Raw genomic sequence first — 25,297 nt, 5'->3', positions numbered from 1 at the left:
ACGGCGATTCCCGGCGTCCGGCATACGGCGCTTCCCTGTGCCGGGCGTACGACGCTTGCCGATGCCCGGCACACGGCAATTCCCTATGCCGGGCGTACGACGCATCCCGATGGCAGCCACCCGGTGAACCCCGATGACCTCCGCGGCCCTGACCCGCCTCGGCCTCAGAGACGAGGACCTGCCCATGCCTGAACGACTCAGCACCTCCGAGACCCTGCTGGACCAGGTGGACCTGCACACCTTCCGTTCGGTGATGGGTTCCCTGCCGACCGGGGTGAGCGTCGTCACCAGCCTCACGGCCGACGGCGAACCGCGCGGCCTCACCTGTAGCGCGGTGTGCAGCGTGTCGGCCTCGCCGCCGCTGCTGCTGGTCTGTGTCAAGCAGCCCAGCGCGACACTCGAAGCCATCCACCAGAGCTCGGTCTTCGCGGTGAACTTCCTCTCCGCCGGCATGGCCGAGACGGCCCGCACCTTCGCCTCCCCGGTGCCCGAACGGTTCGCGGGCGTGCCCTGGACCCCGGGCAAGCGCACCTCCGCGCCGCTGCTCGACAACACCGTGGCGTTCGCGGAGTGCATCCTGACGAGCAGTCATCTGGCGGGCGACCACCAGGTGCTGATCGGCCGCCTGGTGCACGGCGACATCTCCACCGGCCTTACGCCGCTTGCTTATTGGCGGGCGCAGTTCTCCGAGGTGCGAGCGCACCCCGCCGCCTGACACGGACCATTCCGCCGCCGGCCCTCCCCCTGTCGAGCAGGGGCGAGGGCCGGCGGCGCGGTAGGCACCCGTGACCGGAGGTCACCTGATGCGGCCTCAAGGACAGTCAGGAGTACGAGGCTTGGGCGCTTGTCCTGGCCCGACCGCAGCGAGACGGTTGATGTCGGGGTTGCGCAGCACCGTGGGGCCGGCGCCGTTCAGGCGGGCGGCGGCGAGCATGGCGCGGCCGACGGCGTCGGTGGTGGTGACATGGCGGGGGAAGGCACGCCGCAGGAGCGGGTAGAGGCCTGCGGTGACGCGGTACAGGACGCGGTACACGCGGGTGCGGGAGGTGACTCCGTCCACGGGCTGGACGTAGCCGGGGCGGAACATGTACCCCGCCATCGGCATAGCCAGCAGATCGTTTTCGGTGCGGCCCTTGACCCGTGCCCACATCTGGCGGCTCTCTCCGGTGCTGTCGGTGCCCTCGCCGGAGACGTAGACGAAGGTCAGCGCGGGACTGGCGGCGCACAAGGCGCGGGCTGCGGCAAGAGCGTAGTCATGGGTGACGCGCGTGTACTCCTCCTCCCGGCGACCGACCGCGGAGACGCCGAGACAGTAGAAGCAGGCATCCAGGTCCTTCAACTGGTCCTGGATGGCGGTGAAGTCGGTGAAGTCGGTGTGGACGATCTGCCGCAGCTTGGGGTGGGCGGCGGACAGAGGGCTCCGGACGACGGCGAGTACCTCCGTGACGGTGTCGTCGAGAAGGCAGGCACGCAGTGCGCCGTGTCCGATCATGCCGGACGCTCCGAAGACGATGACGCGCACAACTGCTCCTAGGAAGGTGGGGGGTCAGGACGAGGTACGGGCGAGGGTGCCGGCAGCGAGGGTCGCCAGCATCTCCTGGAGGGCGGTGGAGAAGTCCATCTTCAGGACAGCGAGGGTCGGGTCGGCTTCGTAGGCGGCGAGCATCGCCTGTGACGGGCGGGCGTGGGTCCACACCGCACCGATCACCATGATCATGGACGCGGCCAGCTGGTGAGCCCGATCGCCCAGCTCGGGCAGGTGAACGCGGGCGAGGGCCGCGAGCGTGTCGACGTTGGCGAGCGCGGCTCTTTTGTAGCGGGCAGCAACCTCCGGGGACACGTTGTGTTCCAGTACGCCGGCCTGTGCGCTGAGCAGGTCGCACAGTACGCGGCGCTCTGCGAGGGAGGTGGTGACCACCGCGGCGAGCTGCTCGCCACGCTCGTCCCCCGACAGTTTCGCGTCGATGCCCGCGGCCAGCGGTTCCGGCAGGTCGGCAGTCCACTGCTTCCAGGCGTGGTCCAGCAGCTCCAGCAGGATCGCCTCACGGGACTCGAAGTAGCGCAGTACGTTCGACTTGGCCAGCCCGACACGACGGCTCAGCTCGTTGAGGCTGACCGCGCTCGCGGGCATCTCGTCGAGCATGGCGGCGGCGGTGTCGAGGATCGCCCGCCGCCGGATGTCCCGCTGCTCCTCACTACGCGCACGCTGGAAAGTATTCATGCCTCCATATTACAGACCCCCGGTCTTTTGACATCAGACCGGGGGTGCCTTACGTTGGACACATCACAACAGACCGGCGGTCTGAAATTGCGGGCCCCCTCGGAGCAGCCTCCATGTGACCTGTGCCGTCCGCCGCGATCTTCCCGACGTGAAACGTCCGTGCTCTTCCCTTTCAAATCGAGCACAGATGCGCACGCGTACCCATCGAGCACAGAAAGTAACGAAGGAGTTCCCCTCATGAACCGCACCGTTGTCATCACCGGCACTACATCCGGCTTCGGCCGCGACAGCGTCCACCTGTTCGCGTCCCAGGGCTGGAACGTCGTGGCGACCGTCCGCAAGGAGAAGGACCTCGCCATCCACCATGACCTGCCGAACGTGAAGACCCTGCTGCTCGACGTCAACGACGAGGCGGCCGACGCCGCCTTCGCCGAACAGGCCGCCGCCCAGTTCGGAGGCATCGACGCGCTGGTGAACAACGCCGGCTATTACCACATGGGCCCCGTCGAGGCCGCGTCGATGGAGCAGATCCACGACCAGTTCCAGACCAACGTCTTCGGCCTGATCGCCCTGACCAAAGCCTTCGTGCCGTACTTCCGCAAGCAGCGTTCCGGCGTGATCGTCAACATCGCCTCGATCAGCGCCGACCAGGGCTACCCCTACACCGCCGTCTACGCCGCCTCCAAGGCCGCGGTCGCGGCCTTCTCCGAGGGCCTCAACGTCGAGATGGCCGACTTCGGCGTCTCGGTCAAGGCGATCTTCCCAGGCGCCCACGCCACACGTATCTTCACCAAGATCGACCAGGCGGGCGACGTCCCCGAGGACTACCAGTCCGGCATGCAGCGCTTCTTCAGCATGCAGGGCACAGGCTCCAGCCCGGCCGTCACCGCGAAGGCCATCTACGAGGCCGTCACCGACGGCAAGATCGAGAAGGTCCGCTACTACACCGGACCCGACGGAGTCGCCGTACCCCGCGTCAAGCAGCTCCTGGGCGCCGACTGGTACTGGGAGGAGTTCCGCAACGCCTCGACCGGCAACCCCAGCGACCTGTGGAAGAGCCTCGTCACGCAGGGCAAGGAGCCCGTCGAGTTCGCCCTCTGACCCACCCGCCCCGACCGGTCAGTGCTGCCCACCGTCCTCATCGTCGTCGAGCCCGGCCGCCTGCGGATCGCGCAACGGCCGCAGGCTCCCGCCGGCCGGGACCTCCTTGGCCGACTCCGGGAACCGGGCCTCCGTCCCGATCGAGATCACTCGTTCAGCTCAGCGAGGCGCCCACCGAGGGGAAACAAGGCCGAGGAAGTCGCCCATCGCTGCCTGTCTGTTCGCCGTAGCCTTACGGGAACAGGCCCTGGTACTCAGGCACCCGTCGGCGGTTCGGGCAACGCCCGCAGCACCCCCGCCACATACGCATGGAACGCCGGATCGTCGAGCAGGAAGTGGTTGCCGGGCAGCCACTCGATGGCGACGTCGCCGGCGCCGTGGTTCTCCCAGTCCCGCAGCCCCGGATCGTCCACCATCGGGTCGTCCACGCCCGCGCACACCCACAGCGGGCATGCCAGCGGCGGTCCGGGGAGCGGGGTGTACGTCTCCGAGATGGTGAAGTCGGCGCGCAGCATGGGGGTGAACAGCTTGACCAGTTCCGGGTGTTCGAAGAGCTGCGGCGGGGTGCCGCCGAGCCGGCGCACGGACTCCAGGAACGCCGGCGCCGACAGAGTGTGCAGGTCCGGCAGGATGCGCCGTGCGGTGGGGCCGTTGCGTCCCACCACGACGACACCGGCCGGAGGGCGGCCCAGGGCGCTCCAGTAGCGGCCCATCTCGTAGGCGAACGCCGCGCCCATGCTGTGCCCGAGCAGCACGTACTGCCCCGTGGTGTGCGGGGCGGAGCCGCGGATCAGGTCTTCCATGACCGCGTCGAAGTCCTCACGCAGCGGCTCGGCCATCCTGCTGCCGTGCCCCGGCAGCTCCAGCAGTGTCATCCTCGCGGCCCCCGGCAACGCGGCCTCCAGACCGGCGAAGGCCCGCGCGGCACCGCCCGCGTGCGGCAGGCACAGCAGCGTGGGGCGGATCTGGCGGGCGCCGCCGGGCGCGGACGTGGTGGCGGCCAGTGCGGGCGTGGCGGCGGCGGTCGGTCCGGGCGTGCTCAACTGCTGCATGGCGGGATCTCCCTGGTGAAGTGGGCGCGAGGGCTTCCGGTCGGGGTCGTGGGTGTCGCGGGACTCGAAGGGAGCGGTGGCGGTTCGGGCCACTCACCGGGTTCGAGCGGGTACACGCGTACGACGCCGCCGCCCCCGGCGACCGCCACGGCGGCCCTGAACTCGGTTCCTAGGTCGATGAGTTGGAGATTCCATGTCCGTGCGGCCGAGCCGGGGGCCGACTGCACCCGTACCGGACCCGCACGTCGCGCGCCGGGCGTGACCCGCACCGCGGTGAGATCACCCGCCAGGCCGCTGCCGAGAGCCTTGAGGACCGCCTCCTTGCACGCCCAGTGGGTGAACAGGCCGCTGTTCAGGGGGCCTTCGCGGTCCGCGGGCCACTGTGCCGCCTCGTGGTCGGAGAGCACCTGGCGGCGCAGGCCCGCCGGATCCCGGAGCGGTCTGATCCGTTCGACGTCGACGCCGGTGGGCCCGTCACGGCTCACCGCCACCAGGGACATCCCTTCCGTATGCGCCAGGCTGACCCGCAGGCCCGGGTCCCCGGACACATAGGGCTTGCCCAACCTGCCTGCGGTGAAGGTGACTTGGGACGCGGTAAGTCCGGTGTACGCGGCCGTCACGGTACGCAGCGCGGCGTGCGCCGAGGCGTACAGCGTGCGCTGCGAGGGCACCATGTGCCGCCACCGCCGCAGCTCGTCCGGCGAGAGCAGGTCCAGGCAGCGCCACAGTGCCGTCTCCTGCCCGGGGCCGGGCTCCCGTACCGACCAGACGTGCACTTCTCCGGCCGGCGGTCCGGGCCGGCGCACGGTCACCGGTCGGGCCGCCACTTGAGTCATGGCTTGGGTCATCGCTTCTCCAACCACTCGGTCATCACTGCCCGTTGGCCTCTTGACGATGAACTCAACACTAGTAGAGTTCATCAGGAAATGACATCATCAGGTGTTGAAATCAACGGGCGTTGAACTCCTTTGGACCCCCGTTGGATCCCGGCGGGACCGCCCGCCCCTCAACGCATCTCCAGGAGGTACGGCGTGGCCAGTGACCGCGACGAACTGATCGCCCAGCTCACCGAGTTCGTCCAGGACCGGCTTCTCGCGGAGCCCGACTCGCAGGGCATCTCCCCGGACACCCCGTTGCTCGAGTGGGGAATCCTCACCTCGATCAACACCGCTCAGCTGCTCACCTTCATCCGGGACGAGCTGGGAACCAACATCCCGCCGACCGAGCTGACCGGCACCAACTTCCAGAACCTGGACAGCATCACCGACCTGCTGCTGTCCCTGCGTACGCCCGCTCACTGACCAGGGCCTGCCCGCCGGACAGGTCCCAGCGGCCACGGCACGGCGTCACCCACCCGAATTCGCGACAGGAGATCACGTGTCCGAGACATCGGCGAACTACGACTACGACATCGGCATCATCGGCGGCGGTCCGGCCGGCTCCACCGCCGCCTCCTATCTCGCCAAGGAGGGGTTGTCCGTAGTGGTCTTCGAATCGGAGACCTTTCCGCGCGAGCACGTCGGCGAGTCGCTGGTCCCGGCCACGACGCCGGTGCTCATCGACACCGGGGCGATGGAGAAGGTCGAGGCCGCGGGCTTCCCCAAGAAGTACGGCGCCGCCTGGACCTCCGCCGAGGACCGGAACATCGACCACTTGGGCTTCCAGGGCCTGGACCACGACTTCCGCGCCGCCGAGGTCCTCTTCAGCGAGCGCGACCAGGCCGGCGTCGACCGCGACCACACCTTCCACGTCGACCGCGGCAAGTTCGACCAGATCCTCCTCCAGCACGCGGAGAGCCTGGGCGCGAAGGTCTATCACGGTGTCCGCGTCAACCGCGTCGACTTCACCGACCGGGACCGCCCGGTCATCCAGGCGAAGGTCGGCAACCAGTCCGTCGGCGTCCCCGTCCGCATGGTCATCGACGCCAGCGGCCGCCGCACCATGATGGGCAGCCAGCTCAAGGTCAAGGAGCCGGACCCGGTCTTCAACCAGTACGCGGTGCACACCTGGTTCGACGACTTCGACCGCAAGGCGCTCGCGGTCAACAAGGACCAGGCGGACTACATCTTCATCCACTTCCTCCCGCTGGAGGACACCTGGGTCTGGCAGATCCCGATCACGGACACCATCACCTCCATAGGTGTCGTGACCCAGAAGGCCCGGTTCAAGGAGGCCAAGAACGACCTGGAGACCTTCTTCTGGGACACCATCGGCAGCCGCCCGGCCCTCCAGGACGCGCTGAAGAACGCCAAGCGGGTCAAGGAGTTCAAGGCCGAGGGCGACTACAGCTACTCACTGAGCAAGGTCGCCGACGACTCGCTCGTGATGATCGGTGACGCGGCCCGGTTCGTCGACCCGATCTTCTCCAGCGGTGTCAGCGTCGCGCTCAACAGCGCCCGCCTCGCCGCCGCCGACATCATCGCGGCGCACAAGGCCGGGGACTTTCGCAAGGAGCGGTTCGACGGGTACGTCAACACGCTCCGCGGCGCGGTCAATAACTGGTACGAGTTCATCTCGATCTACTACCGCCTCAACATCCTCTTCACGGCGTTCGTGCAGGACCCGCGCTACCGCCTGGACGTCCTCAAGATGCTCCAGGGCGATGTGTACGACGGGGAGCCCAAGGCCCTCGCCGCGATGCGGGAGATCGTCGAGGCGGTCGAGGCCGACCCGAACCACCTCTGGCACAAGTACCTGGGCACGCTCAAGGCCCCCTCCGCGGCAGCCAAGTTCTGACGCCGCGGCACCGCGGCAGCCGATCGCTGCCGGGCACGACCCGGGTGGCGTGGACGCCCCTCCCGCCACCCGGACCCGGGCTTCCGTCCGCACCGTCCGGCCCCGGACATCCGTCCGCACCCACCGTCTGTCGCACTCCTGGAGGGGGATCCATGCCCGCCCGCAACGGAATCACCACCGATCCGGCCATAGCCCTTGTCGGCATCGGGTGCCGTTATCCGGGCGGGGTGACCGATCCCGCGTCCTTCTGGCACGTCCTGCGGGACGGCGTCGACGTGATCGGGGAGATACCCCCCGAGCGCTGGGGCCCGGAGTACATCAGCGAGGACGGGGCCGCACCGGGCACCGGGTACTGCCGCTACGCGGGAGTGCTGCCGGGGCTCGACCAGTTCGACGCCGACTTCTTCGGCATCTCGTTCCGCGAGGCGCGCGAGATGGACCCGCAACAGCGGCTCCTTCTCGAAGTGTCCTGGGAGGCCCTGGAGCACGCGGGGCTCACCAAGCCCCAGCTCGCGGGCTCCCGTACCGGCGTGTTCTTCGGCATGCTCGGCATGGACTACACGCTGCTGCACTCCAAGACGCGCGGTGTGAAGGGCATCGACCCGTACTACGCGAGCGGCAAGGAGTTCAGCTTCGCGCCCGGCCGGGTCGCCTACACCCTGGGGCTGCACGGGCCGGCGCTCGCCGTGAACACCGCGTGTTCCTCTTCCCTGGTCGCCGTCCACCTGGCTTGCCGCGCGCTGGCCAGTGGCGAGGCCGACACCGCGCTCGCGGGCGGCGTCAATGTGCTCGCCGCCCCCGAACTGTCCATCTTCATGAGCAAGGTGCAGGCACTGTCCCCCACCGGACGGTGCAAGCCGTTCGCGGCCGACGCCGACGGCATCGTGCGCGGCGAGGGCTGCGGCGTCGTCGTACTGAAGCGGCTCGACGACGCGCTCGCCGACGGCGACCAGGTGCTCGCGGTCATCCGGGGCAGCGCCTTCAACCACGACGGCCGCAGCGCGGGCCTGACCGTTCCCAACGCCTCCGCGCAGGAAGCCCTGTTGCGGGAGGCCCTGCACCGCGCGGACGCCACCTCGGACGAGGTCGCGTTCGTCGAGACGCACGGCACCGGTACCCCGCTCGGCGACCCGATCGAGGCGTACGCGCTGTCGCAGGTGTTCGGCCCCGGCCGTGACGCCGGGCGCAGGCTCCACATCGGCTCGCACAAGGCCAACTTCGGGCACACGGACGCGGCCGCCGGTGTCGCCGCCCTGATCAAGACCGTCCTGACCGCACGGCACCGGGTGGTGCCGCCCCAGCTGCACCTCGGCACGCCCAACCCGGCGATCCCCTGGGCCGACGGGCCGCTGAGCATCTCGGCCGAGGCCAGGCCGCTGGACGCGACCGAGGACACCCTCTTCGGTGTGAGCGCCTTCGGCCTCAGCGGCACCAACGCCCATCTGCTGCTGTCCGCGCCCGCCGAGCAGCCGGCTCCCGAGGCGAGCGCGCCCGAGACGGACGCCCCTCGGGTGCTGCTGCTCTCCGGCTCCACGGAGGCCGCCCTCCAGGAACGCGCCCGCGACCTGGCCGGCACCCTCGACGGAGAGCGGTCCGTCGCGGACGTCCTGCACACCGCGGCGATCCGGCGCACCCACCACGAGGCGCGGGCCACCGTGATCGGCGCCGACGTCGAGGAGCTCTGCGCCTCGCTGCGCGAACTCGCCGAGGGCAACCCCGACGAGCGCACGATCACCGGCACCGCCGAGCCCCGGCGCCGCCACCGCACCGTCTTCGTCTTCTCCGGGCAGGGCTCACAGTGGCGGGGCATGGGCCTTGACCTGTGGGACCGCGAACCGGTCGCCGCGGCGAGCCTTGAGCACAGCGACGCGGTGCTGCGCGAGGCGGGCATGCCGGGTCTGCGGGAGCTGCTGGGCGGCAGCGATCTCGCCGACACCGAACTGGCCCAACCGGCGGTCGTCGCCTTGCAGTTGGCGCTCGCCGAGGTCTGGCGCTCGCGCGGTGTGGAGCCGTCCAAGGTCGTCGGGCACAGCCTCGGCGAGATCTCCGCCGCCTGTTTCACCGGCGCCCTCGACCTGCCCACGGCGCTCGACCTCGCCGTGCGGCGCGGGCGCGTCATGGCCGCCGCCGCGGGCACCGGGCGGATGCTCGCGGTGGCCCTTCCCGAGGACGAGGCGGTCCAGATCGCCGCCGGAACCGGGCGGGCGGTCACCGTCGCCACGGTCAACGGGCCCGCCTCGACGGTGCTCGCCGGCTCCGAGGACGATCTGACAGCCATCGCCTCGCTGCTGCGCGAACGGTCCGTCACCGCGCGGTTCGTGCCCGGCGACTACGCGTTCCACAGCCCGGCGATGGCACCGTTCGCGGACCAACTCCGCGCGGAACTGGGCGACTTGGCACCGACCGACCGGCCTGCCGCGTTCGTGTCCACCGTCTGGCCCGACGAGCCCCCGGCCACGCTGGACGCGGCGTACTGGGCCGCCAATGTGCTGCGCCCCGTCCGCTTCTGGCCCGCCGTGCGGGGCCTGCTCCAGGACATGGGCGCCGACTTCATCGAGATCGGCCCGCACCCCACCCTCGTACGCCCTCTGACGGAGGCACTGAAGTCGCTGCGGCGCCAGGGTGTCGCGGTCGGCTCGCTGCGCCGGGACGCCGACGGGCCCGCGACGCTGCTCTCCTCGCTCGCCGCACTGCACTGCGCCGGCGCCGAGGTCCGCTGGGCCGATCTGGTTCCGGGCCGGCTCACCGAGCTGCCCCGGCATCCGTGGCAGCACGAGTCGTTCTGGCTGCCCGAGGTGACTCCGGGCACGCAGTACGCCCCGGGTGCCGTGCCGGGCGCGGAGGTCGCGCCCGCCCGGCTCGCCGTGCAGCTGCTCGACCCGTCGGGCAGGCCGCTCGGGCCCGCGCAGCAGCTCGAACTGAACGGCACGCCCAGCGGCGCGCCCACGACTCCGCCGGAGCCGCTCGGCTCCGGCGGTGCAGCCCCGGTCACGGTCCCGACCCCCCTGGGGACCGACCGGGAAGCCGCCTCGTCCGCCACCGCCCCGTTCCTTCCCCCTGCGGGAACGGTGGCGGACGGGACCGGAACCCCCGCCGGTACGACGGAGTCCGCCGGCGCGCCCGTCGCTTCCGAACCGGCGAGCGCCGAGCGCGAGCGCAGGTCGCTGATGCGGCTGATGTCCGAGGTGCTGGCGGAGATCCTCGGCCAGGACCCGGGGCGGCGCATCCCGCCCCGGCGCGGCTTCGCCGACCTCGGTCTGGACTCGCTGAGCATCGTGGAGTTCGTCGACCGCCTCGGTCTGCGGCTCGGCCTGGACATCCCCCTGTCCACCCCCTTCGAACGCCCCTGCCTGGACGAGCTGGTCGACCATCTGCTGCCGCAGGTGATCGCACACAAGGCACCGCGGACGCCCGCAACCGCACCGGCACAGCCGCACGAGCGGGAGACCGTGCCCGCGGCATCGGGCGGCACTGCCGATGCCCCTGCCGACGACCCGATCGTCGTCGTCGGCATGAGCTGCCGCTTCCCCGGCAGCCCCTCCGTGCGGGACTACTGGCAGCTCCTGCTGGACGGCCGCGAAGTCATCCGCGACGTGCCCTCGGACCGCTGGGACGGTCAGGCGTTCCTGTCCGACGGGCCGTGGACACCCGGCACCATGACCTCGCTGCGCGGCGGTTATCTCGACGACGTACGCGGCTTCGACGCGGCGTTCTTCCGTATCTCGCCCCGTGAGGCACGCAGCCTCGACCCGCAGCACCGGCTCTTCCTCGAAGTCGCCTACGAGGCACTGGAGGACGCCGGCGCGACCAGGGACCGGCTGCGCGGCTCCGCCACCGGTGTCTTCGTCGGCATGAACAGCGCGGACCACGCCCAGCACATCGGCAGCCACCTCCAGGACGTGGACCTCTACTACGGCACCGGCAACTCCTTCGCCGGGGCGTCCGGACGGCTCTCCTACTTCCTGGGCCTGACCGGACCCAGCATGGCCGTGGACACCGCCTGCTCGTCGTCGCTGACCGCCGTGCACCTGGCCATGCAGAGTCTGCGCCAGGGCGAGAGCGACCTCGCGGTGGCCGGTGGCGTCAACGTGATCCTCAGCCCGGTGATCCCGGTGGCGGTCTCGGCCGGCGGCGCCCTCTCCCCCAGCGGCCACTGCCGTACGTTCGACGAGGCGGCCGACGGCTATCTGCGCGGCGAGGGTTCCGGAGCGGTCGTACTGAAGCGGCTGTCGACCGCGCTCGCCGACGGTGACCGTATCTACGCCGTGCTGCCCGGCAGCGCGGTGAACCAGGACGGCGCCAGCAGCGGGCTGACCGTGCCGAACGGCACCGCGCAGCGCGCCCTGATCGAACAGGCCCTGGTACAGGCCGGGTTGAGCGGCCGCGACGTCGGTTACGCCGAGGCGCACGGCACCGGTACCCCGCTCGGCGACCCCATCGAACTGCGGGCGCTCGCCCAGGCGTTGCGCCCCGAGGGGCCCGATGGCGCACCTCTCCTCGTCGGCTCCGCCAAACCCAACATCGGGCATCTGGAGGCCTCGGCCGGTATGGCCGGGCTCATCAAGGCGGTGCTGTCGGTGCACTCCGGGCGGATCGCCCCGCACATCGGGGTGACGACCACGCCGACCCGCCAAGTGCCGTGGGAGCGGCTGGGGCTGGCGATCGCCGAGGGTGCGGAGCGGTGGCCCGAGGACGGGCGGCGCCGGATCGCGGGCGTCAGCTCCTTCGGCTTCACCGGGACCAACGCGCACATCCTGGTGGCCGAGGCCCCGGCTCCCGGGGAGGCGGGCGGCGAACCCCCGGCGCGCTTCGCGCTGCCGCTGTCCGCCGCGCAGGAGTCGGCGCTGCCCGACGCGGCGAAGCAGTACCTCGCGGTGCTGGAGTCGGGAGACGCGAACACCCTCGCCGACCTGGCGTACACGGCGTCCGCGCGGCGCAGTCATCTCGACCACCGGGCCGTCGTGGTGGGTCAGGACGTCGTCGGCGTCCGCTCGGCGCTGCGCGCGCTGACCAAGGGTGAGGCCCATTCCCAAGTCCTCACGGGGACGGCTGAGTTGGAGCGCTCCTGCGTGTTCGTCTTCTCCGGGTTCGGCTCGCAGTGGGCCGGGATGGGGCGCCGGCTCCTGGAGAGCGAGCCGGTGTTCCGGGTTGCCGTGCTGAGCTGCGAGGAGGAGATGCGGAAGTGGATCGCCTGGTCCCCGCTGGCCTCGCTGCGCGGTGAGCCGGACAGCCGCCCCTTCGACGAGGGCGTCCCGCAGGAGCTGATCTTCATGGTGCAGGTCGGCCTGGTCGAGCTGTGGCGCAGCTGGGGTGTGGTGCCGGCGGCGGTCGTCGGGCACAGCATGGGCGAGGTCGCCTCCGCCTGGGCCGCCGGGGCGCTGACCCTGGCGCAGGCCGCCGAGATCCTGTGCCTGCGCTCGCGGCTCCTGGACACGCTGGTCGGGACCGGCGGTTCGATCGTCGTCGGGCTGTCCCGCGAGGGCCTCGCGCCGTATCTGGTGCTGTACGAGGACAAGTTGGGCATCGCCACGGTCAACGGCCCGCGCACCACGGTGGTCGCCGGTGATGTGGACGCCCTGGAGGAGCTGGCCGAGGAGCTGACCGAGGCGAATGTGTTCGTCCGCCGGGTCAAGGTGCTGGTGGCGCCGCACTCACCGCTGATGGAACCGCTGCGGGAGCGGCTGGTGTCCGGCCTCGCGCACCTGGTGCCGTCCGAGGCCCGTGTCCCGCTGTACTCCTCGGTGGAGGGCGGCGAGGTGGCGGGCTCCGCGCTCACCGCCGAGTACTGGGGCCGCAATCTGCGCAACACGGTGCTCTTCCAGGACGCGGTGAGCGCGGTCGAGGACCCGCAGGACCGGGTGTTCGTCGAGGTGTCCCCGCATCCGGTGCTGGTCTCCGGCACCGAGGAGTCCTTGCAGGCCGCCGGGGTGCAACGCCCCGTGGTGCTGCCCTCGCTGGTCCGCGACGAGGACGAGGTGGGCACCCTGCTCACCAGCCTCGGCACGCTGCACGCGCAGGGCGCCCCGGTCGACTGGGCGGCGTTCGCCGGCCCCGGCCGCACCGTGGTGGATCTGCCCGGCTATCCCTGGCAGCGCAAGGAGCACTGGCTGCCGGACACCCCCGTGGACCGCCCCGCCGGCTCGGGCGCCCTCGTCGGGGCGCCGGTGCGGCCGACGACCGCCGCGTGGACGGCGCTGCTCCCGGTGACGGTGGACGGAACCCGCAGCCCCTGGCAGGTCAGCGGTTCCGGATCCCGTACGACGGTGTCGGCGCCCGCGCTCCTGGAGGCCGCGCTCGCCGGTGCCGCCGCGACGGGCTCCCCCGCGCCGGCACTGGACGACGTACGGTTCGGCACTGCGCCCCGCGCCGACGACGAAGGACGGGCCGGCCTTCAGGCCGTGGTCGACACCCGGCAGGGCACGGTCGTGCTGCGCCCGCTGTCCGGGGACGCGAGCGGCGGGGACACGCCCGCGCTGAGCGCGTCGACCGACGTATCGGCCCGGCCTGCTTCGGACGCTGTCGCCCTCGGTCCGCTGGCCGACGACGAGCCCCTCCGGGCCGCGCTGGCCGACCGCTTCCCGGCGCTCGGGGTGCGGTCGGCCGGCAGTGGCCGGGGCGCCGCGGACGTCACCGTGGAGCTGCCCGACGGTGCCGCCCGCCACCGGCTGCCCGCCGAACTGCTGCGTCTGGCACTGCACTTGGTCGCGGACGTGCCGGGCGCCGGGGCGCCGGACGCCGAACCGCTGCCCGCCGGCCTCGCGTCGGTCCGGGTCAGGGCGGCCGTGGAGGGCACCGTACGGGTGTGCCGGGGTCCGGTCCGCTCGCGTGCGCACGGGCAGCCGGAGGCGGACGTGACCGTGCTCGACGCGGCGGGCCGTGCCGTGGTGGAGCTGACCGGGCTGCGCCTGGCCGCCGCACCCGAACCGGCCTCGGCCGACACGGACGGGGACGGGGACGGCGACGGAGGCCGGATCGAGCGGCTGCTGTACCGGATGGTGTGGCACGCCGCGGGTCAGCGGCCGGCCGGCCGGGACGGTGCGCAGGTGGCGCCCGCGACGCGCTGGCTGGTGTGCGGTGACACCGAGCATCTGGCGGGTGCCGTGGCCGAGGGGCTGCGGGCGGCGGGCTGCGAGGTGCGCCGGGTGCGCTCGGTTGACGTACCGGGGAGCGAGGGGCTCGTCGTCGACCCGGCCGACCGGGAGGCGTGGGAGACGCTGCTCGCGGTGCACGCCAACGAGGCGACCACCGGTATCTGCGACCTGTGGCCGCTGGAGGACCTCGACTCGCGCCCCGACGGATGGCGTGTCACCACCGCGCTCACCGCCGCTCTCGCGGGCGCCGAGGGCACGGTGCCCCGGCTGTGGCTGGTCACCCGGCACGCCCTGCTGCCGTCCGGTCACGAGGGTTTCCCGGACGGCAACCAGGGGGCGCACGCCGGGCTCGGCCGCACGCTGGCGATGACACGCCCCGAGGCCTGGGGCGGCCATGTCGACCTGAGCCGGGGCAGCGCGGAGGAGTTGCGCACGCTGGTGACGCGGTTGTTGTGCGCGCCCGGCGACGAGCACATCCGCGTGGAGCACTCGTCGGTGCAGGTCGGTTCGCTGGTGCGTGCCGACGCGCCGGACCGGGCCGGGCAGCGGCCACTGTCCGCCGAGCGCTGGCAGCTGGTGACCGGTGCGGGCGGCGCCCTGGTGCCGCCCGTGGTGGACTGGCTGGTCGGCGCGGGCGCCCGGCGGATCGTGCTCGCCGACACCGAACCCGGGCAGGGCGAGCGGCTGTCCGTCGAGGACCGTATCGACGGGTGGCGTGCCGCGGGCGCCGAGGTCCGCACCGTGCGGACCCGGGGCTCGCGGGACGAACTGGCCGCACTGGTCGAGGAGTTGCGGGCCGACTCCGGGATCGCGGGCGTGGTGTGCGCGGCGGCTCCGGAGCTGGCGGCCCCGCTGGAGGAGACCACCGAGGCCGCGCTGCGGGCCGAGTGGAACCGCGCCGAGACGGCCGAGCTGCTGCACCGGCTGACCGCCAAGGATCCGGTGCGCCTCTTCGTCCTGCTGGGTTCGGTGCCGGGCACCTGGGGCGGCGCCGTCACGGGTGCGGCGGCGCCGGCCGACTGGTCGCTGCGGGCGCTGGCCGCGCGGCGCAGGGCCGGCGGGCTGCCGGTGGCGCACATCGAGCTGATGCCGCTCGAAGGCAGCCATCTTCTCGACGAACGGACGACTTTACTGCTCAAGTCGAGCGGGGTCGCCCCGCTGCGGGAGCATGACCTGGTCACCGCCCTTGACCTGCTGGCCTGGGACCACACCGTGCACGCGTGCGTGGCCGACGTGGACTGGGAGCTGTTCGGCAGCGCGCTGGCCGACGCCCCGCACCGGGAGCTGTTCCGTACGGTCCTGGGGGCGGCGAAGCAGACCGGCGGCACCGAGTTCGTGGCCGGGCTCAGCGGGCTCGACCCCGTGCAGCGCCGCGACCGGATGCTCGACTGGGTGTGCGCGCAGGTCGCCGCGGTGCTCGGCCTGCCGGAGGACGACCTCCGGGCCGACCAGGGCTTCTTCGAGCTCGGAATGGACTCGGTGATGTCGCTGACGCTGCGGCTGCGGCTGTCCCGCGAGCTGGAGACCGAGCTGTCCTCGACGGTCGCCTTCGAGCATCCGACCGCACTGGCGCTCACCACGCACCTCCTGGAGCAGCTCGGCCACCCGGCCGCCGGCGCCGAGGACACCGCCGCGGACCCGGCCGGCCCCGACGAGTCCCAGGCCGAGGCCGCCGACGACCTGGACGGCCTCGACGACGACGAACTGCTACGCCAACTGGAGGCGGAGATCTCCGGCTCACAGGCGCTTGGATTTGAGGAGAACTGATGACGAAGAGCCACGCCGAGCAGCCGAGCCAGGACGTTCTCCGCGGCCGGCTCAAGGACTCCCTCGGCACCATCCGCAGTCTGCGCGCGCGGGTCCAGGAGCTCTCCCAGCCACAGCCACTCGCGGTGATCGGTCTCTCCTGCCGGCTGCCGGGTGGCGACACGCCCGAGGAGTTCTGGCAGTCCCTGGCCGACGGCCACGACGCGACGTCCCAGTTCCCCGAGGAGCGGCACTCCATCGCGGGTTTCTACAACCCGGACCCGGACCACCCGGGCACCGCGTACACCCTGTTGGGGAACTTCCTCGACGGCCCGGTGGACGCCTTCGACCCGACCGTCTTCGGCATCTCGCCGCGTGAGGCCGCGGGCATGGATCCACAGCAGCGGCTGGTGCTCGAACTCGCCTGGGAGGCCATGGAGAACGCCTGCCTGCCGCCTAGCGAGCTAGAGGGCAGCCGGGTCGGGGTCTTCCTCGGTGCCAGTACGAGCGACTACGTGCGGATGCGGCAGCAGAAGGGCTCGATGGCGGACGTCGACGCCTATCAGCTGATCGGTGAGCCGAGCTTCCTGGCCGGCCGGATCTCGTACACCTTCGGTTTCCAGGGCCCCAGCATGGTGATCGACACGGCGTGCTCGTCCTCGCTGGTGGCGCTGGAGCAGGCCGTCCTGTCGCTGCGCTCCGGCGCGTGCGACATGGCGCTGGTCGGCGGGGTGAACCTGATGCTGTCCCCGTACGGCTTCGTCCTGGTCAGCAAGTTGCGCGCGCTGTCACCCGACGGACGCTGCAAGACGTTCGACGCCTCCGCGGACGGCTATGCCCGTGGTGAGGGCGGCGCGCTGTTCGTACTGAAGCGGCTGAACGAGGCGGAGGCCGCCGGGGACCGCGTCCTCGCGGTGGTCCGGGGCGTGGCGACGGAGCACGACGGGCGCAGCAGCGGTCTGACGGTTCCGAACCCGGCCGCGCAGCAGAACGTCATCACCTCCGCGCTCAAGGACGCCGGGGTCTCCCCCGCCGACCTCACCTATGTCGAGGCGCACGGCACCGGCACCCAGCTGGGCGACCCGATCGAGCTGAAGGCCCTGAACGCGGTCACCAGCACCGGGCGTCCGGCCGACCGGCCGCTGCTCGTCGGTTCGGTGAAGACCAACATCGGCCATCTGGAGCCGGCCGCCGGTGCGGCGGGCCTGCTGAAGGTCGTTCTGGCCCTTCAGCACGACACGCTCCCCAAGCATCTGCACCTCGACAACCCGAACCCTCAAGTCCCTTGGGACGCCATCAACTTGAAGGTGACCAGCGAGGAGACCCGCTGGCCGGACGGGCCCAGGACCGCCGGGGTGAGCAGCTTCGGCGCCAGCGGCACCAACGCGCACACCGTGCTCGGCGAGGCACCGCAGGCCGCACCCCGCGAGGGCGCCCCGCGCGAGGTGGGTCTGCTCACCCTCAGCGCCAACAGCCCGGAGGCGCTGCGCGCGATGGCGGGCACGTACGAGAGCCGGGTGCGGGCGGCGGACGCGCGGACCCTGTCGGACATCTGCTACTCGTCGCACATCGGGCGGGCCCGGATGAAGCACGGGCTCAGTGTGACCGGCGACCGCGAGCAACTCGCCGCGGGGCTGGCCGCGTTCGCCGCGGGCGAGCGCGCCGACCAGGTCACCACACACGGCCCGACCGGTGCGAAGGCGCGCCGGCTCGGCTGGCTGTTCACCGGCCAGGGCTCGCAGTACGCCGGGATGGCCGCCTCGCTGACGGCCGCCGAGCCGGTCTTCGCCGACGCCCTCGCGCAGGTGGTCGAGGCCCTGGACCGCTACCTGGACGAGCCGCTCGGCCCCGTCCTGTCCGACGGTGAGCGCATCAACCGGACGGGCTTCACCCAGCCCGCGCTCTTCGCCGTGGAGTACGCGCTGGCGAGGATGTGGGAGTCGTGGGGCATCCGGCCGACCGCGCTGATCGGGCACAGCCTGGGCGAGATCACCGCGGCGTGCGTCGCCGGGGTGCACTCGCTCGACGACGCCGCCCGGCTGGTCACGGCCCGCGCCCGGCTGATGGAGGCGCTGCCCTCGGGCGGGGTGATGGAGACCGTGGTCTGCGACGAGGAGTCCGTGCGCGCGGCGATCGCCGAGGCCGGTCCGGTGCCGCAGGTCGCGGTGGCGGCGGTCAACGGGCCGACGGACGTGGTCCTTTCGGGGCCCGAGGAGGAGATCGCCAAGGTCGTCGACGTCCTGGCGGGACGCGGTGTCAAGCACCGCCGGCTTGTCGTCTCGCACGCCTTCCACTCCCCGCTGATGGCCCCGATGATCGACGAATTCCGCAAGGTCACCGAAACCTTGACGTTCCATCAGCCGAAGTACCCGATCATCTCCAACGTCACGGGCCGCGAGTGGGGGCCCGAACAGCTGCGCCCCGCCTACTGGTCCGAGCATGTGCTGTCGCCGGTGCGGTTCTACGCGGGCGTCACCGCCCTGTATCAGACGGGATGCCGCACGTTCCTCGAACTCGGTCCGGCCCCGGTGCTCCTCGGTCTCGGCGCCCGCTGCCTGCCCGAGGACGGCGTCGGCTGGATCCCGTCACTGCGCCGGGACCGCGAGGACACGCACATCGTGGGCCAGGCCCTGGGCGCGCTGCACCACCGCGGTGTACCGGTCGACTGGAGCGCGGTGCACCGCGACGAGAAGCCGCGCCGCACCTCACTGCCCAGCTACCCGTGGCAGCGTGAGCGGTACTGGTTCAACGACGACGCGCGGGGCAGTTCCCCGGAGTTCGCCGCGGACGACGCGCCAGGGGCGCTCTTCGAGGGTCATCTGCTGTCCGGCGCGCCCACCTTCTCCCCCCAACTGAACGATCTGTCCGAGGTGTTCGTCCAGACGGGCCCCGACGGCCGGCGGTCCGTGTCGGCGGGCGGCTTCTGCAACTGGGCCCTGGCGGGCGCCGCCAAGCTGCCCGGCGCGCAGCCGCGGCTCGTGGACCGCTTCGTGGTGGGCGAACCGCTGCTTCTGGACCCCGAGCACCGGCCCGCGCAGATACGGGTCTACGTACTGCCCCAGGACGACGACGGCCGTTCGCTGTTCCTCTGCTTCTCCCGGCACGGCATCGACTCCGCCGAGAGCGGCAGCTGGCGGCTGCACGCCCGCGGTGTCCTGGTCCGCCGCCCCACGGACACCCGGCGGGCGGGCGGCGACCTCGACGCCGTACGGGCCCGCTGTGTGCCGGTCGACCCGGCCGACATGACGGTGCCCGGCTGGGCCGAGCCGGTCCTCAACGAGGTCTACCAGGGGCCCGGCGAGGTACTCGCCGAGGTCAACCGGGCCGCCGAGAAACTGCCCCGGGGTGCCCTGCTCGATCTGACGCTCGGGCTGCTGCGCCAGTCCGAGAACGCCCCGCGCACCGGCGGGACCCCGACTCCCACGGCCGTCCCCGAGGGCACCCGCCGCTACATCCACGGCTGGCTGGACCCGGCCGAGGAGGACGGTGAGCTGAGGGGCGGCCTGGAGATCCTGGGCTCCGACGGCAGTGTGCTGATCATGATGCGGGACGTCCATCTGCGGTCGTCGACGCCGCCTGTGCCGGATGTGCCGCGCAGCGCGCGGGCGGAGACCGTGTGGGAGCAGATCTGGCGGCCGGCCGGCCCGGAGGCGTTCGGTGAGCGGAGCCTGCTGGGCGAGCGGGTGCTGCTGATCGGCTCCGGCGCCGCCACGGGCGGTACGGACACCGGTCTGCTGGAGGACGTCTCCAAGCAACTGACGCTGCGCGGAGCGGTGGTGAGCCAGGCCGGGCCGTCCACGGAGGCGGTCCTGCGGGCCCTGGACGCGGGCGGGCCGTACGGGCATCTGGTCCTGCTGAGCGGCCTGGAGCTGCCGGTGGCCGGTTACGGCGCCGAGTCCGTGGGCCAGGCCAGGGCCGAGGCGGAGCACGTCTTCCTGGCCGCCACCCGGCAGCTGGCCGTCGACGGGGCCGCCACCCAGCTGTGGGTGGTGACCCGCGGGGCCCAGTGGACCGGGCCCGGGCAGCACGAGATCTGCCTGCCCGCGGCCCCGCTGTGGGGTCTGGGCAAGGTGGCCGCCCTGGAGCACCCCGAACTGTGGGGCGGCCTCCTCGACCTGGATCCGGCGGGCGAGCTCGACGAGGCGGAGCGGATCGCCGAGCTCCTCGCGACCCGCACCGCCGAGGACCTGACGGCCCGGCGCGACGGCACCGTCCTGGTGCCCCGGCTGGTGGCGGCCGGTTCTGGCGAGGTGAACGGGGAAAACACAGCGCGTCCGGCGCCGCAGCTGAGCGACCTCGGCAGCTATCTCGTCACCGGCGGTCTGGGCAGCCTGGGCCTGCTGATGGGCGAGTGGCTCGCCCGCAATGGCGCGGGCTCCGTCGTCCTCGTGGGCCGTACGGGTCTGCCGGACCGTTCCGCCTGGGACGACCCGCACCACGACGACACCACCGCCGCCAGGATCGCCGGGGTGCGCCGGATCGAGGCCCAGGGCGCCGACGTACGCGTGGTGGCGCTGGACGCCGCCGACGAGACGGCGTTGCGTTCCCTGACCAACCAACTGGGCCTGTCCGGACGGCCGTTGCGCGGTGTGGTGCATGCGGCGGGCCTGTCGGAGCCGCAGTTCCTGCGGGAGAGCGACCCTCAGACGTACGACCGCTGCCTGCACGCGAAGGTGGACGGTACCTGGGCGCTGCACAACGCCACCGTCGACCAGGACCTGGACCTGTTTGTCTCCTTCTCCTCGATCGCCTCGGTCTGGGGCTCGCAGCACCTGGCGGGTTACTCGGCGGCCAACGCCTTCCTGGACTCCTTCGCGTACTACCGGCAGTTGAAGGGCCTGGCCGCCACGACGGTCAGCTGGGGGCCGTGGGCCGCCCGGTCTGGGCTCGCGGACGACTCGGTGATGGCGTTCCTGCGCTCCATCGGGCTGCACCAGCTCAACCCCGACCACGCGCTGGAGCTGCTCGGCGAGGCGGTGGTCGAGAAGGTCGCCCACCGTACGGTGTGCTCGGCGGACTGGGCTCTGTTCCGGGACCTGATGGAGGCGCGGCGGGAGCGGCCCATCCTCAGCGAGATCCGCAGCGCGCCCGCCGCCGGCCAGGCCGAGGACGCCGAACTCGGCGCGCTGACCGCCCGGTTGATGGGTTTGAGCCGCACCGAACGTCTCGCCGAGCTCAACGAGTACATCCGCGTCCAGCTCTCCGGGATCCTGCGCCTGGAGCTGGACACCCTCACCGAGGACACCCGACTCGCCGACATGGGCCTGGACAGCCTCATGGTGATGGAGCTGATCAGCCGCTGCCGGGACGATCTGGGCCTGGAGATCAACAGCCGTGACTTCTTCGCCTGCCCCGGCATCCACTGGGGCTCCTTCCTCCACGAGCTGATCGAGGAGAGGTACCCGGCGACCACCGACGCGTCCGGCCCCGAGCGGCCGACGGTCCAGGACCAGGCATGACCGCCCGGGGCCCGCGCCACGCTGCGGGAGCCGCTCGCGGCCCGGGTCCCCGGCACCACCACTCCGCCCCGACCTCTGGAGGAACGAGCATCATGCAACCGCTGCCCGCGTCCGGCTCGCCCGACAAGGCCGTCCATGACGTCGCCATTCTGGGCGCCGGAATCGCCGGCTCCATCCTCGCGGCCATCCTGACCCGCAACGGGGTGAAGACGGTCCTGATCGACGCCGGCACCCACCCGCGCTTCGCGGTGGGCGAGTCCACCATCCCGTACACCTCGGTGATGCTGCGGATCCTCGCCGCTCGCTACGGGGTGCCGGAGATCGCGCATCTGAGCCACTTCTCCACGATGCGCTCCAAGGTGTCCTCGAATTCCGGCCAGAAGCGCAACTTCGGCTTCGTCTACCACCGCGAGGGTGAGCGCCAGGTCCCGGACGAGATCAACCAGTTCGTGATCCCGGTGGCCCTGTCCACCGAGTCCCACATGTTCCGTCAGGACGTCGACTCGTACATGTTCAACGTGGCGGTGCGCTACGGCGCCGTGCCGCGCCTGGGCACCCGGGTCTCGGACGTCGAGGTGGACGGATCCGGGGTCACCCTCGCGGTGGAGAACGGGCCGGCGATCCGCGCCCGGTACGTGGTCGACGCGGGCGGTCACAACTCGCCGCTGGCCAAGAAGTTCGCGTTGCGCGACGAGGTGCCGCAGCAGCGCACGCACTCAAGGACCCTGTTCACCCACATGATCGGGGTGCGCCCGTACGACGACTGCCCGGCGGGGCGCGCGCACGGCAACCCGAGCCCCTGGCATCAGGGCACCCTGCACCATGTCTTCGACGGCGGCTGGGTGTGGGTCATCCCGTTCGACAACCACCGGGGTGCCACCAACCGGCTGTGCAGCGTCGGTCTGACCCTGGACCCGCGCAAGCACCCGAAGACGGATCTGCCGCCGGAGCAGGAGTTCGCGCAGTTCCTGGAACGGTTCCCGGACATCGCCCCGCAGTTCAAGCACGCGAAGGCCGCCCGCCCGTGGGTGTCCACCGGGCGGCTGCAGTACTCCTCGCACCAGGTCGTCGGCGACCGCTACTGCCTGACCTCGCACGCCGCGGGCTTCGTGGACGCGCTGTACTCGCGCGGTCTGACCAACACCACCGACGTGGTGAACTCGCTGGCCTGGCGGCTGATCGAGGCGGCCAAGGACGACGACTTCTCCGCCGAGCGGTTCGGGCACATCGAGACGCTCCAGCAGGGTCTCGTACGGGCCCACGACGAGGTGGTGGCGTCCTCCTTCACCTCCTTCCGCGACTACGGCATGTGGAACGGCACGTTTCGTATGTGGGCGCTCGGCACGGTGCTCGGCACGCTCAACGCCCAGGACGCACTCGTCCGCTTCCAGCGTACCAAGGACCCTTTGATTTGGCGGGAGTTGGAAGCGCAGCCGCACCCCGGCGCACTGTTCCCGGCGAGCATCGGCTTCAACAAGATCACCGATGCCGCGTGGGCGGCCTGCCGGGACGTCGAGGCCGGTCTGATGACACCCGACCGGGCCACCGGCGAGCTGTTCGACCTGTTGCAGGACGATGGCTACGCGCCGCCGCCGTTCGGTCTGCACGACCCGGCGAACCGCTTCTACAACCCCAACCCGGCCCGCATGATCCGCACCATGCACTGGGCCAAGCGCGGGTCTGCCGCCGCGGACACCGGCCCCGTGGTGGCCGGCGCGCTCGGCGGCTTCCTGCGCTCCCGGCTGCGCAGGCACTCATGAGGGAGGACGAGCCCATGTCCCCGCACGATCCCACGGAACGACCACCCACCGCGGGCCCCGCGCGACCGGCGGACCCGGTCTGGGCGGAGGGCGCCGAGACGGTGACGGCGGCCGAGTCGGCACTGCCGTACGAGCCGACGGCCGCACCCTCGCCTGGTGAAGCCGGGAGCGGAACCGTGCCCCGTAAGGGGCGCGGGGAACTGCGCGACCAGCCCCCACCGGCCGGCGGCGAACGAACCGCCTCACCGGCAGAGCGCTCGGCGCGGCCCAAAAACGCGGCCCGCCACACCGTCGCCGTGCTCGGCGCCCACCTCGGCGGCGGCATGCTCGCCGCGATCCTGGCCCGCGCCGGGATCGACGTGGTCCTCGTGGACTCACCGCACGACGCCACGGCTCCGTCGGGCGAGACCACGGTCCCGTACACCGCGGAGGTCTTCGAGCTGCTCGCGCGCCGCTACGGCGTACCGGAGCTGTCCGCGCTCGGGCACTTCGGGCAGCTGCCCGCCGAGGTCCGCAGGACCTCCGGCATCAAGTCGAGCATCGGCTTCGTGTACGCGCGCCCCGGCGCCCCCGTACGGCCGCACCACGTGGTGCAGTTCAACGTGCCCAGCGAGCACGGCGAGTCGCATCTGTACCGGCCCGACGTCGACGCCTGGGTGCACCGGCTCGCCACGGGCTACGGCGCCAAGGTGCCGCAGGGCCGCTCCGTGTTCACCGAAGTACGGGGCGAGGCAGGCGACTTCACCATCGAGCTGGCGGACGGGAGCAGCGTCGCGGCGGCGTTCGTGGTCGACATGTCAGGACCCGACGCACCGATGCTGCGGCGCCTCGGGCCCGATCCGGCCCTGCGCCCGCTGCGCCACTCCTCGCGGGTGCTGACCGCGCATCTGCGGGGGGTACGGCCGCTGGAGCGGCGGGTGGACCCGGGCACCGGCGGCACCCCCTGGACGGGCGGCACGACGCAGGTGGTCTTCCCCGGCGGGTGGATCCAGCTCGTCCCGTTCGGCGACCAGCGCACCGGCGAGACCTCACTGACCAGCGTGTCGGTGAGCCTCGACGCCAAGCTGTGGCCGCAGCGGTCGGCGTCGCCGGAGGACGACTTCCAGCAGCTGATACGTCAATTCCCCGACCTGGAGTGGCAGTTCGGCGAGGCCACGGCGGTCCGACCGTGGACGGGCTCGGAGCCGTGGCAGTACGGCGCCAACGCGGCCGCCGGCGACGGCTTCGTCGTCCTCGAACGCTCCGCCGTCCGCTGCGACTTCACGCTCTCCCGGGATGTCACCCTGACCGCGGAGCTGGTCCATGAGGCAGCCGCGCACCTCATCTCGGCGGCGGGCAGCGGCGATTGGTCGGTGGAGCGCTTCCGGCCCCTGGAGTCCTTCCAGGCCTCGCTGATCGAGCACGGGGACCGGCTGCTGCGTACGGCGCTGACGGCGACCACCGACTTCCGGCTCTGGAACGCCTTCTGCCGGGTCTGGCTGCTGCACTCCATGTTCGCCGCCCTGTCCCTCAAGCGGGCCCGCAACGACGCGCTGGCCACGCCCGGACGGCCGGACCAGTGGCGGGAGTTGGAGCGCCACCGGGGCGCGGGGCTGTGGTTCCCCGTCTACCCCGGCTTCGTAGCCCTGTTCGACGACATGGAGCGGCTGGCGCGGCAGGTCGCGGACGGCCGGCTGGCGCCAGGTGTGGCGGCCGAGCGGATTTTCGGCCAGTTGCGGAGCGCTTCGTTCGTCCCGCCGCTCTTCGCCTTCGGCGACCCCACCGACCGCTACTACAACTTCACCCCGCTCAAACGGGTCAAGGTACTGCTCTGGGCCAAACGCCGGGCGCCGTACATGGTTCAGCGGGTTCTCACCCGGGGAGCCACCGTCCTGCCCGACGTCGAGCGATAGACACAGTCAATTCACAGGCCACTGAAAGGATTTCGGGCGAAGGAACCGCCGTCCCGCCAAGGCTCGCCCGCGCGGGCCCGGGACGGCGGTTCCTTGTCGCGCCGGCACCCCGCGACACCCACGACGGCACGGGCCTGATCGAATCCGGCCAGCCCCCGCACCGGTTCGCGAAGGGGCCTCGACACCGCGACGGACTGCCGGAATGCTCCCTACCGGGGAGTCTTCCCATGTGGGATGCT

13 protein-coding genes are annotated in these 25,297 nt (G+C 71.8%); 8 read left to right on the top strand and 5 right to left on the bottom strand.

The features are described from left to right. Positions 1–184 precede the first annotated feature (184 nt). Entirely contained in the window at positions 185–715 is a 531-nt protein-coding gene (locus OG975_RS39090; RefSeq protein WP_369263747.1) for a flavin reductase family protein, read from the top strand. A 96-nt stretch (positions 716–811) separates the two neighbouring features. Here the strand turns inward: OG975_RS39090 and OG975_RS39085 are convergent, their stop codons facing one another. Beyond that, the gene (locus OG975_RS39085; protein ID WP_406334226.1) at positions 812–1,522 is read right to left on the bottom strand and encodes an NAD-dependent epimerase/dehydratase family protein; all 711 of its coding nucleotides are present in this window, start codon (positions 1,520–1,522) and stop codon (positions 812–814) included. A gap of 24 nt (positions 1,523–1,546) precedes the next feature. After that, complete coding sequence (locus tag OG975_RS39080) at positions 1,547–2,221, bottom strand: TetR family transcriptional regulator (protein ID WP_406334224.1); 675 nt, start codon at positions 2,219–2,221, stop codon at positions 1,547–1,549. Between the two features lie 237 nt (positions 2,222–2,458). Here OG975_RS39080 and OG975_RS39075 point away from each other — a divergent pair, with 237 nt between their 5' ends. Beyond that, positions 2,459–3,322: an SDR family NAD(P)-dependent oxidoreductase gene (locus tag OG975_RS39075; protein ID WP_406334223.1), complete on the top strand. Its 864-nt coding sequence runs from the start codon at positions 2,459–2,461 to the stop codon at positions 3,320–3,322. A gap of 18 nt (positions 3,323–3,340) precedes the next feature. Here the strand turns inward: OG975_RS39075 and OG975_RS39070 are convergent, their stop codons facing one another. From OG975_RS39070 to OG975_RS39060, 3 genes are all read right to left on the bottom strand, one after another. After that, positions 3,341–3,472, bottom strand: coding sequence for a hypothetical protein (locus OG975_RS39070; RefSeq protein ID WP_406334222.1), 132 nt, complete (start codon positions 3,470–3,472; stop codon positions 3,341–3,343). A gap of 104 nt (positions 3,473–3,576) precedes the next feature. Next, complete coding sequence (locus tag OG975_RS39065; protein ID WP_406334221.1) at positions 3,577–4,374, bottom strand: thioesterase II family protein; 798 nt, start codon at positions 4,372–4,374, stop codon at positions 3,577–3,579. Further along, positions 4,362–5,222, bottom strand: coding sequence for a 4'-phosphopantetheinyl transferase family protein (locus OG975_RS39060; RefSeq protein WP_406334219.1), 861 nt, complete (start codon positions 5,220–5,222; stop codon positions 4,362–4,364). The genes OG975_RS39065 and OG975_RS39060 overlap by 13 nt, the downstream gene beginning before the upstream one ends. 183 nt (positions 5,223–5,405) lie before the next feature. On the opposite strand from OG975_RS39060, the gene OG975_RS39055 reads away from it, so the two are divergent. The 6 genes from OG975_RS39055 (at position 5,406) to OG975_RS39030 (ending at position 25,058) form a co-directional block, all read left to right on the top strand. Continuing rightward, entirely contained in the window at positions 5,406–5,675 is a 270-nt protein-coding gene (locus tag OG975_RS39055) for an acyl carrier protein (protein ID WP_406334217.1), read from the top strand. Between the two features lie 76 nt (positions 5,676–5,751). Beyond that, positions 5,752–7,110: an NAD(P)/FAD-dependent oxidoreductase gene (locus OG975_RS39050; protein WP_406334216.1), complete on the top strand. Its 1,359-nt coding sequence runs from the start codon at positions 5,752–5,754 to the stop codon at positions 7,108–7,110. 152 nt (positions 7,111–7,262) lie between these two features. Then, positions 7,263–15,968 (top strand): beta-ketoacyl synthase N-terminal-like domain-containing protein, encoded by an 8,706-nt coding sequence (locus OG975_RS39045; protein ID WP_406334214.1) that lies wholly within the window; start codon positions 7,263–7,265, stop codon positions 15,966–15,968. Further along, positions 15,968–21,406 carry a beta-ketoacyl synthase N-terminal-like domain-containing protein gene (locus tag OG975_RS39040; RefSeq protein ID WP_406334213.1) on the top strand — a complete coding sequence of 1,813 codons (5,439 nt, stop codon included), beginning with the start codon at positions 15,968–15,970 and terminating at the stop codon, positions 21,404–21,406. Before OG975_RS39045 ends, OG975_RS39040 begins: the two co-directional genes overlap by 1 nt. 92 nt (positions 21,407–21,498) lie before the next feature. Further along, complete coding sequence (locus OG975_RS39035) at positions 21,499–23,166, top strand: NAD(P)/FAD-dependent oxidoreductase (protein ID WP_406334212.1); 1,668 nt, start codon at positions 21,499–21,501, stop codon at positions 23,164–23,166. A gap of 14 nt (positions 23,167–23,180) precedes the next feature. Then, positions 23,181–25,058, top strand: coding sequence for a hypothetical protein (locus OG975_RS39030; RefSeq protein WP_406334211.1), 1,878 nt, complete (start codon positions 23,181–23,183; stop codon positions 25,056–25,058). Positions 25,059–25,297: the final 239 nt, after the last annotated feature.

This window comes from Streptomyces sp. NBC_00203, assembly GCF_045206325.1.
In the GTDB taxonomy this organism is placed as follows: Bacteria; Actinomycetota; Actinomycetes; order Streptomycetales; family Streptomycetaceae; genus Streptomyces; species Streptomyces lutosisoli.
Note: the sequence above shows the minus strand (reverse complement) of the source record. Positions and strands in the feature narration are given on the sequence as shown.

Excerpts from the sequence above, each read along its gene's own strand:
- OG975_RS39030 (WP_406334211.1), top strand. The coding sequence starts at position 23,181 with ATGTCCCCGCACGATCCCACGGAACGACCACCCACCGCGGGCCCCGCG.
- OG975_RS39040 (WP_406334213.1), top strand. The coding sequence starts at position 15,968 with ATGACGAAGAGCCACGCCGAGCAGCCGAGCCAGGACGTTCTCCGCGGC.
- OG975_RS39080 (WP_406334224.1), bottom strand. The coding sequence starts at position 2,221 with ATGAATACTTTCCAGCGTGCGCGTAGTGAGGAGCAGCGGGACATCCGG.
- OG975_RS39045 (WP_406334214.1), top strand. The coding sequence starts at position 7,263 with ATGCCCGCCCGCAACGGAATCACCACCGATCCGGCCATAGCCCTTGTC.
- OG975_RS39075 (WP_406334223.1), top strand. The coding sequence starts at position 2,459 with ATGAACCGCACCGTTGTCATCACCGGCACTACATCCGGCTTCGGCCGC.
- OG975_RS39065 (WP_406334221.1), bottom strand. The coding sequence starts at position 4,374 with ATGCAGCAGTTGAGCACGCCCGGACCGACCGCCGCCGCCACGCCCGCA.
- OG975_RS39090 (WP_369263747.1), top strand. The coding sequence starts at position 185 with ATGCCTGAACGACTCAGCACCTCCGAGACCCTGCTGGACCAGGTGGAC.
- OG975_RS39035 (WP_406334212.1), top strand. The coding sequence starts at position 21,499 with ATGCAACCGCTGCCCGCGTCCGGCTCGCCCGACAAGGCCGTCCATGAC.
- OG975_RS39060 (WP_406334219.1), bottom strand. The coding sequence starts at position 5,222 with ATGACCCAAGCCATGACTCAAGTGGCGGCCCGACCGGTGACCGTGCGC.